The following is a 12,450-nucleotide window of genomic DNA, read 5'->3' on the forward strand; positions in this document are numbered from 1 at the left end:
GCTGGCAGACGATCAGCCACCACAGGTAGCGCGGGGCGCTGCGGCGGTCGGGAGGCCGTACGGGGTGCGGCGAGCGCTTTCTGATCGTGATCCCTCCCCGGGGCGGCAGCGGAGCGTGGTCGCGTGTGCCTGTTCCACGGATCGTACGGACAGCGTGTACGTGCAGTCCTCGTCGGGGACGACGACGAGGAGCGGGGCGCCGCTCTTGAGGTGCGCGTGGGCGGCGCGTTGGCTCTCACGGTCCTCGTACCAGGCGCGGAGTTCCGCGAGGTGGTCGTCGAAGGCGAGCCGGTCCACGATCCACAACGCCTGCCCGCCGAGCCAGCGCAGCGCGAGGACGGGGGAGATCGTCCAGAAGGTGCCCAGGACGTACCGCGCCGTTTCGTCCGTCCCGCACACGAGCCCTTCGGCGACTGCCTCGCACCGGTAACTCGCCTGTCCCAAAGCGGTGTTCACCTCGCCGGTCACAGGATCCGCCCCTCGCTCCGGGCGTTGCACCGCGCGATCTCGGCCCGCAACCGCTCCATGGGGCTCGGTGCCCGCACGTTCGCGGGCTCCGCCTCCCACTCCGTACCGCCGCAGACAGGCCGCAACGACCAGTAGGGGCCGGCCGCCCCGCGGAACTCCCCGACCTGGTCACGACGGCTGGTGTCGACCAACAACGTGCCGGTGGACGGTACTTGTGGGGGCTTCTGCTCGCTTGAGGGGCCGTCTTCTGCGCACACGGGCCACTCCTCTCCGTAATGGTTCCGCTACCAAGGGGGATCAGCGTGACCTAGAGTGGGGAACCCTTCAAGTAATCAGAACCGAAGGAAGGGTTGGGTGGCGGCGTGGTCAACCGCAAGGAGTTAGACCCCGAGAGCAGTCCCGAAGCTGCCTACGGAGCCCATATGCGCAGGTTGCGGGAGAGTCGTGGCTGGAGCCAGGACGATCTGGCCGGAATGATGGCATATTCCAGTCAGCACATCTCGGCTGTGGAAACTGGTCGGAAGCCGCCAACCCTTCCCTTCTCGCGCAAGGTCGACCTCGCCTTCGGCACTGCCGGTGCCGCCGATTCGTTCGAACGCGAGTGGCGCGACATGCGGTTCGGTGCACTGCTGGAAGGTTTCCCGGAGTACGTCGGGTACGAGGGTCGGGCCGTGGAGATCAGGCTGTTTCAGATCGGGATCATCCCCGGGCTGTTGCAAACTCCGGAGTACGCAAGGGCGTTGGCGTACGGGGATGTGTGGCGTGGCTCCATCACGTCGGAACAGGCGGATGAGCGAGTCTCGTTCCTCGCGCAGCGGCAGGCGGCACTGGCGAGGGCCAGGCCGCCCATGATGCTCGTGGTGATGGACGAGAGCTGCCTCCGCCGCCCGATCGGCGGTTCTGGGGTCATGGACTCGCAGATTCAAAAGCTGGTCGAGTTCGCCGCACTACCCAACACCGTCCTGCAGGTGGCGCCTTTCGGCATAGGTGAACGCCGCCCCTTCAACTTGCCCGTCAACTTGCTCACGCTTCCGGATAGGTCCATGGTCGCGTACGCCGAATCCCACGCGCAGGGGCATGTGGATCGCGAGAGCACTTCCGTTCTGCCCCTGTTGACGGCCTACCATCAACTACAGGCTGAAGCGCTGTCCCAAGCGGCATCCGTGGCGATGATTGAGCAGGCATGAAAGGGAAGACCCGTGACTATCGAGCCCCGTTGGCGGAAGTCCTCGCACAGTTCTAACGGAGGCGATTGCATCGAGGTCGCCGCGAACCTCGTTGCCACGCTCGGCGTGGTCCCCGTCCGTGACTCGAAGAACGTGAGCGGCCCGGTGCTGAACGCCTCCGCCGCCTCGTTCGCGTCCTTCGTGGCGGGCGTGAAGGCCGGAGAGTTCGGCGCCGTCTGACCGGTCGGCTTCGCGGGTACTGATACCGAGTGCGACGTAAGCCCCGTCACGCTCCCCGGCGATCCGCCGGGAGTGTGGCGGGGCTTCAAGCGGCTACGAAAGGGCATCCCGTGACAACCGAGTCCCCCCGTTGGTTCAAGTCCTCATTCAGCGAGAACGGCGGCCAGTGCATCGAGGTCGCTGCCAACCTCGTCGGCTCGCTCGGCGTGGTCCCCGTCCGTGACTCGAAGAACGTGAGCGGCCCGGTGCTGAATGCTTCCGCCGCGTCGTTCGCCGCGTTCGTGGCGGGCGTCAGGGCCGGGGAGTTCGGCGCCGTCTGACCGCCTCCCCGGCGCCGGGGACGGTCATTTGCCGAATCGCCGTTCACGATTCGCGTACGAGCGAAGTGCGCGCAGGAAGTCCACGTGACGGAACGCCGGCCAGTAGCAGTCCACCCAGTGCATCTCGGCGTACGCGGACTGCCAGAGCAGGAAGCCGGACAGCCGCTGTTCTCCGGAGGTCCGGATGATGAAGTCGGTGTGGTCGGCCGTCGGCGAGTACAGATGCCGGGAGATGTCCTCGATGTCGAACCGCTCGACCAGTTCGGCGGGGTCGCCTCCGGCAGCGATGTGCTCCTCGAAGGCGCTCCTCACCGCATCGACGATCTCCCGTCGGCCGCCGTAGCCGACCGCGACGTCCACCTTGAGCCCGCCGCGCCCCGCGGTCGAGGCGGCGGCCTCCTTGAGGACCCGGGCACTGGCGCCGGGCAGCATGTCGAGCGAGCCGATCACCTGGACCTCCCAGGAACGGCCCGGGGCCGTGATGTCCCGGACGGTCGCTTCGATGATCTCGATCAGCGGGCCGAGCTGCTCGGCGGGGCGCCCGAGGTTGTCGTCGGAGAGCATGAAGAGGGTCACGCGCTCGATTCCGTCGGCGGCGCACCAGCCCAGGAACTCGGTCGTCTTGGCGCCGCCCGCCCGGTATCCCTCCCGGACGTCCGTGTGACCCGCCTGCCGAGCCCAGCGCCGATTGCCGTCGAGCATGATCCCGACGTGCTGCGGGCGTGGCAGCCCTGCCAGAGTGGCGGCCAGCCGGCGCTCGTACACCGCCTCGATCGGCCGTCGGAGAAACAGCGGGAGCAGCCTCATGCACCATCTCCATCGCGTTGTGGAAGCTCCCGGCGGACCCTACCAGGGGCCTTTCGGTGCTCTTGGTGATCGCCTGAACAGCGCTGCCGCACAAGCAACTTGGCCAGGAGCGCACATCATCCTCCGGCGGTACTTGCCACGACGACCACCGGCGGCGCGTGCGGGCGGCCCCCCGGGTCCGGCCGGGCCCCTCACGTCAGGAGGCTGCGCCAGCGGTCGGCCGACTCCATCATGTCGAGGCTGACCTGCTCCAGGAACGCCCCTGCCTTGGCCATCCGCTGCCCCACGGGGCTGTCCGGCCCGGACGCCTCCGCCATGGCCATCGCGGACCGCGCCGTTTCGAGCGTCTGCCGCGTGCTGAGCACGACGGACCGGTACCAGGCCCCGTCGTCGATCACGTAGACGTCGCGACGCTGCCGCGGATCGCGCTCCCGCCGGACATAGCCGTGCTGGACGAGGTAGTTCACGGCCAGCGAGACGGAGGCGGGGCTGACCTTCAGCCTGCGGGTCAGCTCGGCCGCGGTGCGCCTGCCCTCCTCGGACAGCAGCAGGTCCATGTGCACGCGGGCCGTCATCCTCGGCAGCCCCGCCCGGACCGCCGCCTCGATGATCTCCTCTCCCACCGTGTCACCCGGTGACCCGGCCGCGCGCGGGGGTGCCGGTGTGCCACGCCGCGCTCGCAGGCCCGTCGCCCGGTGCGCCTGGTCGGGCCGGTAGCCGCCGGAGCCGCCGTTGCGGGCGATCTCCCGGCTGATCGTCGAGGGCGGCCGGCCGAGCCGTCGCGCGATCTCGGAGCAGGAGAGCCCATCGGCGATTCCGGCCGCGATGCGCTGGCGGTCCTGCTGGGTCAACCGTTCTCCTGGCATGCCGTCAGTATTGCTTTCGCCGTCATTCATTGCAACGCGATAGTGCATTAGGCCGCAGCGTCATTGCATCAATTTATAGCTTCTGACCTGCGTAGATGCATTTCTGTCGATTGACAGGAATTCTGGATGCAACGTAGCTTTCAATCATCGCCAAACGCGTACTATCGCGAGATGGACGGGGGAATGATCATGGGTGAGTTACTGCACACCGTCACGACGATGCCGACGGAGCGTCGTCCCGGCTGCCCCTTCGACCCGCCGGCAGAGCTGCGCGACGCCCACCGGCACGGTCCCATCAGCCACTACACCTTCCCCGGCGGAGAACCCGGCTGGCTGATCACCGGATACGACCTGGTCAGGTCGGTCCTGGCCGACTCGCGGTTCAGCTCGCGCAGGGAGCTCATGCTCCACCCGACCATCGACTACGGAGACATGAAGGCACTCCCGGCGCCGCCCGGCGAGTTCCTGCTCATGGACGAGCCCCAGCACAGCCGCTACCGGAAGCCGCTGATGGGCAAGTTCACCGTGCGACGGATGCGACTGCTCACCGAGCGCATCGAACAGATCACCGCCGACCACCTGGATGCCATGGAGGAGGCCGGGACGTCCGCGGACCTGGTGACCGCGTTCGCCAAGCCCATCCCCGCCATCGTGATCTGTGAACTGCTGGGGGTGCCGTACCGGGACCGGGGGTCCTTCCAGGAGCAGGTCGACTCGTTCATGAACGGGGAGACGAGCGACGAGGACATGATCGCGGCCTATACCGCGACTCAGACCTACCTCGCGGAGCTGGTGTCCGCCAAGCGCGCCAACCCCACCGACGACGTGCTCAGCGACCTCACCGACAGCGATCTGACCGACGAGGAACTGAGGGGGATGGCCCTGCTCCTGCTGGCGGCAGGGCTCGACACCACCGCGAACATGCTGTCCCTCGGCACCTTCGCGCTGTTGCGCAACCCGGAGCAACTGGCCGCGCTGCGCGCCGATCCCGCGCTCGCCGACCGGGCCGTGGAGGAACTGCTGCGGTACCTCAGTGTCGCCAAGACGTTCATGAGGACGGCCCTGGAGGACGTCGAGTTGGGAGGCGCGACCATCGGGGCCGGGTCGCGGGTGATCCTGTCGTACAACACCGCCAACCGCGACCCCGAGCGCTTCGCCGATCCCCACGTGCTCGACCTCCGCAGGCAGGGCGGCGGGCACCTGGCCTTCGGCCACGGCATCCATCAGTGCCTGGGGCAGCAGCTGGCCCGCGTCGAGATGAAGGTCGCGTTCCCCGCGCTGTTCAACCGCTTTCCCGCGCTGCGTCTGGCAGTACCGCCCGAAGAGGTGGCCCTGCGTCCGGAGACCGCGGACATCTACGGGGTGAAGAGCCTCCCGGTCACCTGGGAGGCCTGAGCGATGAGGGTCACCGTGGACGCCGGGCGTTGCGTCGGCTCCGGAATGTGCGTGTTCACCGCCGGCGAGGTGTTCGACCAGGGCGAGGACGACGGCAGGGCGATCGTGCTGCGACCCGAGCCGCCCGCCGGGACACGGGACGCGGTCCGCCGGGCCGTCGACCTGTGCCCCGCCGGGGCGATCACCCTGTCGGCCCCCGGTGCCCCGGTTCCGTAGGCGGTCGCCCTCGGACGGCCGCCACCCGCCCCGGGCCGGGGACCGCTCAGGTCAGGCTCTCCCGCCACGCCCGGTGCAGACCGGCGAAGCGGCCGGTCCCGGCGATGAGTTCGGCGGGGGTGCCGTCCTCCACGATGCGGCCGTGCTCCATCACCAGGACCCGGTCCGCGATCTCCACCGTCGACAGGCGGTGGGCGATCACCACCGCGGTGCGGCCGTGCAGCACCGTGTCCATGGCCCGTTGCACCGCCCGTTCGCCGGGGACGTCCAGGGAACTGGTCGCCTCGTCGAGGATCAGCACGGCGGGGTCGGCGAGCAGGGCGCGGGCGAAGCCGACCAGCTGACGCTGACCGGCCGAGATCCGGCCGCCCCGCTTGCGTACGTCCGTGTCGTACCCGTCGGGCAGCCCGCTGATGAAATCGTGCGCGCCGATCGCCTTGGCGGCCCGCTCGATGTCCGCGCGGGTCGCGTCCGGGCTGCCGATCGCGATGTTCTCGGCGACCGTCCCGGAGAACAGGAACGCCTCCTGGGTCACCATCACCACACCCCGCCGCAGCTCGGGCACGGCCAGCTCCCGCAGGTCCGTACCGTCGAGCAGTACCCGGCCGTCCGTCGGGTCGTAGAAGCGGGCCAGCAGCTTGGCCAGCGTCGACTTGCCCGCGCCCGTCGAGCCGACCACGGCGACGGTCTGACCGGCCGGGATCGTCAGGTCGAAGCGGGGCAGCACCTCGCCGCCGGTGCGGTAGGCGAAGCGCACCCGGTCGAACACGACCTCGCGGCCCGGGTGTTCACCGGTCAGGGCCGGCAGCTCGCGCGGGTTCTGCGCCTCCGGTACGGACGGGGTCTGGGCCAGCAGGCCCGCGATCTTCTGCAGCGAGGCCGCGGCCGACTGGTAGGAGTTGAGGAACATGCCGAGCCGGTCGATCGGGTCGTACAGCCGGCGCAGATAGAGCACGGCCGCGGCCAGCACACCGAGCGCCAGGGTGCCCGAGGCCACCCGGTACGCACCCCAGAGCACGATTCCGGCGACCGCCGTGTTGGCGACCAGCCGGGAGCCGACGACATAACGCGCCATCTCCAGCATCGCGCTGCCGTTCGCCCACCGGTGCGTGTTGTTGAGGCGCTCGAAGTGCGCGTCGTTGACGGACTCGCGGCGGAACGCCTGGACGGGACGGATGCCGTTCATCGTCTCCGCGAACTTCACGATGACCGCGGCGATCGCCGTGGACCGCCCGGAGTACAGCACCCCGGCCCGCCGCTGGAAGCGCCGCACCAGCAGATACAGCGGTACGAGGGAGAGCACGGCCAGCGCGCCCAGGCCGAAGTCCAGCCAGAGCAGCATCAGCGAGATGGAGACGAAGGACAGGACGACGCCGATCAGCTCCTGGAGCCCCTCGCTGAGCAGCTCCCGCAGCGACTCCACGTCCGTGGTGGAACGGGAGATCAGCCGGCCCGAGGTGTAGCGCTCGTGGAAGTCCACACTGAGCGCCTGCGCATGGCGGAAGATCCGCCCGCGCAGATCGAGCAGCACATCCTGGTTGAGCCGCGAGGAGACCCGGATGAACGCGTACTGCATGCCGCCGCCCGCCGCCGAGCACAGCGCGTACCCGACCGCCACCGCGATCAGCGGCCCGTACCGCTCGTCCCGGAACGCGGGCACCGCGCTGTCGATGGCGTACGCGACGAGCAGCGGTCCGGCCTGCACCGCGGCCTGCTGGACCAGCAGCAGCAGCGCGGCGACCACCACCCGGGCCTTGTACGGCCGCAGCAGCGACCGCAGCAGTGCCCCGGTCGCGCCGGCCGGGGTGGGCAGATCGTCCCGGTCGAACCCGTCCCCGGTGATCTCGACGCTCTTGGTGGGCTCGGCGGGGGCGGTGTCCGCGGTCGTCGTACTGGTCATCGGGTGCGGCCCTTCTCGGCGGGGACGTCCGGGGTGAGGATGTCCCCGGCGGACGGGTCGGGGAAGGCGTCCTCGGCGGGCGCGTCCGGTGCGCCCTCGGCGCCCGACATCAGCCAGGCGTACTCGGGGCTGCTGCGCAGCAGTTCCTGATGAGTGCCGACGGCGGCGATCCGGCCCTCCGAGAGCAGCGCCACCCGGTCCGCGAGCATCACGGTGGACGGCCGGTGCGCGACCACGATCGCCGTGGTCTCCGCCAGGACCTGCCGCAGGGCGGCCTCCACCAGCGCCTCGGTGTGCACGTCCAGCGCGGAGAGCGGATCGTCCAGCACCAGGTACCGCGGCCGGCCGACCACGGCGCGGGCCAGCGCGAGCCGCTGCCGCTGCCCGCCGGAGAGGCTGAGCCCCTGCTCGCCGACCTGGGTGCCGGCGCCCTCGGGCAGCGCGTGCGCGAAGTCCGCCTGGGCGATGGCCAGTGCCCTGCGCAACTCGTCGTCCCCGGCGCCTTCGGCGCCCATCAGCACGTTCTCCCCGACGCTCGCCGAGAAGAGCGTCGGCTCCTCGAAGGCCACCGAGACCAGCTCGCGCAGCTGCTCCCGGGGCATGGCGGTGATGTCCGTACCGTCCAGGGTGATCCGCCCCGCGGTGGCTTCGTGCAGCCGCGGGACGAGGGCGGTGAGCGTCGTCTTGCCCGAACCCGTGGCACCGACCAGGGCCATCGTCTCGCCGGGCCGGATCCGCAGATCGATCCGGGACAGCACGGGTACGGAGCCGGGCTCCGCGTCGGGATAGCGGAACTCCACACCCTCGAAGACCATTTCGCCCCGGGCCGAGTCGCTGCCCGCAACGGGCCCGGCCGCGCCGGACGAGTCGTTCTCCTCGGCCACGTCCATCACCTCGAAGTACCGCTCGGTCGCCGTCGCCGACTCCTGGCTCATCGCCAGCAGGAAGCCGATCGACTCGACCGGCCACCGCAGCGCGAGCGCGGTGGAGAGGAAGGCGACCAGGGTGCCCGCGGAGAGGCCGCCGTCCGCGACCTGGACCGTGCCGAGCACCAGCGCCGCGCCGATGGCCAGCTCCGGGATCACGGTGATGGCGGCCCAGATGGCCGCGAGGAGACGGGCCTTGCCCAGCTCCGTGGCGCGCAGCCGCTGCGAGAGGGCGCGGAAGGTGCGGGCCTGGCTGCGGTGCCGGCCGAAGCCCTTGATGATCCGGATGCCGAGCACACTCTCCTCGACGACCGTCGTCAGATCACCGACCTGGTCCTGGGCCCGGCGCGCCACGACCGAGTACTTCGTCTCGAAGACCGAGCAGATGATCATCAGCGGCACGACCGGAATGAGCAGCACCAGCCCCAGCGTCCACTGCTGCATCAGCAAAATGACGAAGCCGATCAGGATCGTCACCCCGTTGACCAGCAAGAACGTCATCGGAAAGGCCAGGAACTGACGCAGCAGCATCAGATCCGTGGTCGCGCGTGAGAGCAACTGCCCCGATGCCCAGCGGTCGTGGAAGGCCACCGGAAGCCGTTGCAGATGCCGGTACAGATCGGCCCGCATCGTCGCCTCGATCGTGGCCAGCGGCCGTGCCACCATCCACCGCCGCACCCCGAACAGCGCCGCCTCGGCGATGCCCAGCAGCAGCAGGTACAGCGCCCCGAGCCAGACCCCGCCGGGATCCCGGTCCGCCACCGGGCCGTCGACGATCCACTTCAGTACGAGGGGGATCACCAGGGCGATACAGGACGCGGCGATCGCGACCAGCGCGGCGCCGAACAGCCGGTGCCGTACCGGCTTCACATAAGGCCACAGCCGCAACAGGGACTGAACGGTGGACCGATCCTTGGGCTCTGCATGTTTTTCGGGCATCACGGGCGAGCGTACGGTTCACCCCTGACAACGCTCATGTGGTTTTCCGGCCGACCGGCGCCGACCGGGGCAGAACCACGCAGGTCGTAGCCCGTATCAACCGATCGGCCGATGCCGCTTCGAGCGCGATGGACGATGGTGCGCCGGCCCCCGCGCCCCGATGCTCGTGGGCATGGCAATCATCGAAGTGGACGGGGTGCGCAAGTCCTACGCCGGGCGCCCCGTGGTCGACGGCGTCAGCTTCGCCGTCGACGAGGGGGAGATCTTCGGGATCCTCGGTCCCAACGGCGCGGGCAAGACCACCACCGTCGAGTGCGTCGAGGGGCTGCGGATCCCCGATGCCGGTACGGTCCGGGTCGCCGGACTCGACCCCGTCGCCGACCACGACCGGGTCACCGGGCTGCTCGGCGCCCAGCTCCAGGAGAGCGAACTCCAGCCCAAACTCACCGTGGCCGAGGCGCTGGAGCTGTACAGCGCCTTCTACCCGGACCCCGCCGACTGGCGGGAGCTCGCCGAACGGCTGGGCCTGCACACCGTGTACGGCACCCGCTTCGCCAAACTGTCCGGCGGTCAGAAGCAGCGGCTGTCCATCGCGCTCGCCCTGGTCGGCAGACCACGGGTGGTCGTGCTCGACGAACTGACCACCGGCCTGGACCCACGGGCCCGACGGGACACCTGGAAGCTCATCGAGGACGTACGCGACAGCGGTGTCACCGTCCTGCTGGTCACCCACTTCATGGAGGAGGCCAGGCAGCTCTGCGACCGGATCGCCGTCATCGACAAGGGGAAGGTCGTCGCCCTCGACACCCCCTCCGGCCTGATCGGCCGGGCGGACGGCTCCACCGTCATCTCCTTCACCCCGTCGCGCCCGCTCACCGAAACCGAGCTGGAGCAACTGCCCGGCGCGGCCTCCGTGGAGCGCGAGGACGACCGGATCGTCATCAGCGGCACCGACGAGACGGTCAACGCGGTGATCTCCCTGCTGGCCCGGCACCGCATCACCGCACACCGGCTCCGCGTCTCGGAGGCGACGCTCGACGACGCCTTCCTCGACCTCACAGAACAGGCTGTCTGAGATGACCACGGCGAACCCGGCCCCGGCGACGGCCCCCGCGACGGCCTCCGCCGCCTCCGCGCACCGTGCGGTGCTCCGCTCCGAGATCCGGCTCTTCCTCCGCGAACCCGGCAGCCTGTTCTGGATCATGGTCTTCCCGACCGTGCTCCTGACGATCCTCGGTCTCATCCCCTCCTTCCGGGAGCACACCGACGAACTCGCGGGACGGCGTGTCATCGACCTCTACGTACCGGTGGCGGTGCTGCTCGGCATGATCATGGCCGGGCTCCAGGCCATGCCGCCGGTCCTCACCGGCTACCGCGAACGCGGCATCCTGCGCCGGATGTCCACCACCCCGGTACGCCCCTCCGCGCTGCTCACCGCGCAGATCGCGCTGCACGGCGTCGCCGCCCTCGGCTCCGCCGCGCTGGCGATGGCCGTCGGCCGGATCGGCTTCGGCGTCGCACTGCCCGGGCAGCCGCTCGGCTACGCCGTGGCGCTGCTGCTGGCCGTGGCGAGCGTGCTGGCGCTCGGCTCGCTGCTCTGCGCCCTCGCCCGTACGGCCAAGGCGTCCGCCGCCATCAGCTCGGTCGTCTACCTCCTGATGATGTTCACCGCCGGGGTCTGGATCCCGGTGCAGAGCATGCCCGACACCCTGCGCACCATCGTCCGGTTCACCCCGTTCGGCGCCGCGTCCGAGGCACTGGACCGGGCGGCGTCCGGCGGCTGGCCCGGCTTCGCCCAACTCGGCGTGATGGCGCTGTGGACGGCTCTGGTGACCTTCCTCGCGGCCCGTCTCTTCCGCTGGGAGTGACCGGGGCGCCGGATACGGGAGACTGCACCCATGAAGGCGCGGGACACGGCGACGGCGCACCGGAACGACGCGGTGAACGCCGAGCTGGGGTGGGAACGGTTCTTCAGGCTCGGGCCCTACGGGTTCCTCGGCCTGAGCACCTTCGTCGCGGCCGTGAGCGCCCCGCTCATCATGGACCGCGCGGACGTGTACGCCGCCGCGGTGCTGGTGCCGGTGGCCTTCGCCCTCCAGCTCTGGTGGGGGCGGGTCGGGCCGACCGTTGTCCCCAAGTCGCGGTCGTCGCAGTGCTACTACGTCGCCCGCACCCTGATCGCCTTCGCCCTGACCTGGTGCAACCCCTTCTACTCGGTGTTCGCGATCCTCGGATACTTCGACACCGGCCGGCTGCTCCCGCAACGGGCCGTCCGCCCCGGGCTGCTGGTCACCGCCGTCATCATGGCGGGTGCGCAGTGCGGCAGCGGCCTGCCGCCGGTCTCCCTGATGAACTGGGTCGCCTTCGCCGCCCTGTTCGGCCTGCACGGAACCCTCACCATGGTCTTCGCCAGGATCGGCGACCGCGAGGCCGACCACGCCCGTACGCAGGTCGACACCATCACCGAACTGGAGTCGGCCAACGCCCGGCTCGAACAGGCCCTGGCGGAGAACGCCGGGCTGCACGCCCAGCTCCTGGTCCAGGCCCGCGAGGCGGGCGTCGCCGACGAGCGCCGCCGGCTCGCCGCCGAGATCCACGACACCCTGGCCCAGGGCCTGGCCGGCATCATCGCCCAGCTCCAGGCGGTGGACTCGATCGGCGACACCGACCCGGCGCTGGCCCGGATACACCTGGACCGCGCGGCCGCCCTGGCCCGGCACAGCCTCGGCGAGGCGCGCCGCTCGGTCCACGACCTGGTCCCCGCCGCGCTGGAACACGACGACCTGCCGGGCGCGCTGAAGCGCACGGTCACCGACTGGGCGGAACGCCTCGGGGTCCGGGCCGAGTTCACGGTCACCGGCACCGTCGAGCCGGTCCACGACGAGATAGCCGCCACCCTCCTGCGGATCGCGGAGGAGGCCCTCGCCAACGTCGGCCGCCACGCCGGGGCCCTGCGGGCCGGTGTCACGCTGTCGTTCATGGGGGACGAACTCACCCTGGACGTACGGGACGACGGCTGCGGCTTCGACCCGGCCGCCCTGCCGCCCGCCGGCGGTGCGGGCGGCTTCGGGCTCGGCGGCATGCGGGCCCGCGCCGAGCGCATCGCGGGCACGGTCGAGGTGGAGACCGAGCCGGGCCGGGGCACGGCGGTCAGCGCCCGGGTGCCCCTGGTCCGGCACAGCCGATGACCCAGTACGGTTGACCCGC

The 12,450-nt window shown here is 70.3% G+C and carries 14 protein-coding genes; 8 read left to right on the top strand and 6 right to left on the bottom strand.

Annotated features, from left to right (window positions below; all coding sequences use genetic code 11):
• Nucleotides 1-12 precede the first annotated feature (12 nt).
• The gene (locus ACFVH0_RS08175; RefSeq protein ID WP_385818767.1) at nucleotides 13-468 is read right to left on the bottom strand and encodes a hypothetical protein; all 456 of its coding nucleotides are present in this window, start codon (nucleotides 466-468) and stop codon (nucleotides 13-15) included.
• The gene (locus tag ACFVH0_RS08180; protein WP_385818768.1) at nucleotides 465-725 is read right to left on the bottom strand and encodes a hypothetical protein; all 261 of its coding nucleotides are present in this window, start codon (nucleotides 723-725) and stop codon (nucleotides 465-467) included. The genes ACFVH0_RS08175 and ACFVH0_RS08180 overlap by 4 nt, the downstream gene beginning before the upstream one ends.
• A 105-nt stretch (nucleotides 726-830) precedes the next feature.
• On the opposite strand from ACFVH0_RS08180, the gene ACFVH0_RS08185 reads away from it, so the two are divergent.
• From ACFVH0_RS08185 to ACFVH0_RS08195, 3 genes are all read left to right on the top strand, one after another.
• On the top strand, nucleotides 831-1,655 hold the full coding sequence (locus tag ACFVH0_RS08185) for a Scr1 family TA system antitoxin-like transcriptional regulator (RefSeq protein WP_385818769.1): 825 nt from the start codon (nucleotides 831-833) through the stop codon (nucleotides 1,653-1,655).
• Between the two features lie 12 nt (nucleotides 1,656-1,667).
• A complete protein-coding gene (locus ACFVH0_RS08190) occupies nucleotides 1,668-1,874 on the top strand; it encodes a DUF397 domain-containing protein (RefSeq protein WP_385818770.1) in 207 nt (68 codons plus the stop codon).
• A 110-nt stretch (nucleotides 1,875-1,984) separates the two neighbouring features.
• On the top strand, nucleotides 1,985-2,194 hold the full coding sequence (locus ACFVH0_RS08195) for a DUF397 domain-containing protein (RefSeq protein WP_385818771.1): 210 nt from the start codon (nucleotides 1,985-1,987) through the stop codon (nucleotides 2,192-2,194).
• A gap of 24 nt (nucleotides 2,195-2,218) precedes the next feature.
• Here ACFVH0_RS08195 and ACFVH0_RS08200 read toward each other — a convergent pair whose 3' ends face one another.
• Nucleotides 2,219-3,001 carry an isoprenyl transferase gene (locus ACFVH0_RS08200; protein WP_385818772.1) on the bottom strand — a complete coding sequence of 261 codons (783 nt, stop codon included), beginning with the start codon at nucleotides 2,999-3,001 and terminating at the stop codon, nucleotides 2,219-2,221.
• A gap of 191 nt (nucleotides 3,002-3,192) precedes the next feature.
• Nucleotides 3,193-3,852, bottom strand: a complete 660-nt coding sequence (locus ACFVH0_RS08205; RefSeq protein WP_385818773.1) for a helix-turn-helix domain-containing protein — start codon at nucleotides 3,850-3,852, stop codon at nucleotides 3,193-3,195.
• 204 nt (nucleotides 3,853-4,056) lie between these two features.
• Here ACFVH0_RS08205 and ACFVH0_RS08210 point away from each other — a divergent pair, with 204 nt between their 5' ends.
• Both ACFVH0_RS08210 and ACFVH0_RS08215 read left to right on the top strand, forming a co-directional pair.
• Nucleotides 4,057-5,262 (top strand): cytochrome P450, encoded by a 1,206-nt coding sequence (locus tag ACFVH0_RS08210; RefSeq protein WP_385818834.1) that lies wholly within the window; start codon nucleotides 4,057-4,059, stop codon nucleotides 5,260-5,262.
• A gap of 3 nt (nucleotides 5,263-5,265) precedes the next feature.
• Complete coding sequence (locus ACFVH0_RS08215) at nucleotides 5,266-5,478, top strand: ferredoxin (RefSeq protein WP_385818774.1); 213 nt, start codon at nucleotides 5,266-5,268, stop codon at nucleotides 5,476-5,478.
• A 46-nt stretch (nucleotides 5,479-5,524) separates the two neighbouring features.
• On the opposite strand, the gene ACFVH0_RS08220 is transcribed toward ACFVH0_RS08215, so the two are convergent.
• Nucleotides 5,525-7,378 (bottom strand): ABC transporter ATP-binding protein, encoded by a 1,854-nt coding sequence (locus ACFVH0_RS08220; RefSeq protein WP_385818775.1) that lies wholly within the window; start codon nucleotides 7,376-7,378, stop codon nucleotides 5,525-5,527.
• Nucleotides 7,375-9,243, bottom strand: coding sequence for an ABC transporter ATP-binding protein (locus ACFVH0_RS08225; RefSeq protein ID WP_385818776.1), 1,869 nt, complete (start codon nucleotides 9,241-9,243; stop codon nucleotides 7,375-7,377). The genes ACFVH0_RS08220 and ACFVH0_RS08225 overlap by 4 nt, the downstream gene beginning before the upstream one ends.
• Before the next feature lie 172 nt (nucleotides 9,244-9,415).
• Between ACFVH0_RS08225 and ACFVH0_RS08230 the strand changes: the two genes are divergently transcribed.
• From ACFVH0_RS08230 to ACFVH0_RS08240, 3 genes are read left to right on the top strand one after another with little or no spacing between them, the layout of a single operon-like run.
• Complete coding sequence (locus ACFVH0_RS08230; protein WP_385818777.1) at nucleotides 9,416-10,318, top strand: ABC transporter ATP-binding protein; 903 nt, start codon at nucleotides 9,416-9,418, stop codon at nucleotides 10,316-10,318.
• A gap of 1 nt (nucleotide 10,319) precedes the next feature.
• Nucleotides 10,320-11,111: an ABC transporter permease gene (locus tag ACFVH0_RS08235; RefSeq protein ID WP_385818778.1), complete on the top strand. Its 792-nt coding sequence runs from the start codon at nucleotides 10,320-10,322 to the stop codon at nucleotides 11,109-11,111.
• A gap of 30 nt (nucleotides 11,112-11,141) precedes the next feature.
• On the top strand, nucleotides 11,142-12,431 hold the full coding sequence (locus ACFVH0_RS08240) for a sensor histidine kinase (protein WP_385818779.1): 1,290 nt from the start codon (nucleotides 11,142-11,144) through the stop codon (nucleotides 12,429-12,431).
• Nucleotides 12,432-12,450: the final 19 nt, after the last annotated feature.

Origin of the sequence: Streptomyces sp. NPDC127117, from assembly GCF_042677325.1 — a bacterium.
Taxonomy (GTDB): Bacteria; Actinomycetota; Actinomycetes; order Streptomycetales; family Streptomycetaceae; genus Streptomyces.

Excerpts from the sequence above, each read along its gene's own strand:
- ACFVH0_RS08200 (WP_385818772.1), bottom strand. The coding sequence starts at position 3,001 with ATGAGGCTGCTCCCGCTGTTTCTCCGACGGCCGATCGAGGCGGTGTAC.
- ACFVH0_RS08210 (WP_385818834.1), top strand. The coding sequence starts at position 4,057 with ATGGGTGAGTTACTGCACACCGTCACGACGATGCCGACGGAGCGTCGT.
- ACFVH0_RS08215 (WP_385818774.1), top strand. The coding sequence starts at position 5,266 with ATGAGGGTCACCGTGGACGCCGGGCGTTGCGTCGGCTCCGGAATGTGC.
- ACFVH0_RS08220 (WP_385818775.1), bottom strand. The coding sequence starts at position 7,378 with ATGACCAGTACGACGACCGCGGACACCGCCCCCGCCGAGCCCACCAAG.
- ACFVH0_RS08225 (WP_385818776.1), bottom strand. The coding sequence starts at position 9,243 with ATGCCCGAAAAACATGCAGAGCCCAAGGATCGGTCCACCGTTCAGTCC.
- ACFVH0_RS08230 (WP_385818777.1), top strand. The coding sequence starts at position 9,416 with ATGGCAATCATCGAAGTGGACGGGGTGCGCAAGTCCTACGCCGGGCGC.
- ACFVH0_RS08235 (WP_385818778.1), top strand. The coding sequence starts at position 10,320 with ATGACCACGGCGAACCCGGCCCCGGCGACGGCCCCCGCGACGGCCTCC.
- ACFVH0_RS08240 (WP_385818779.1), top strand. The coding sequence starts at position 11,142 with ATGAAGGCGCGGGACACGGCGACGGCGCACCGGAACGACGCGGTGAAC.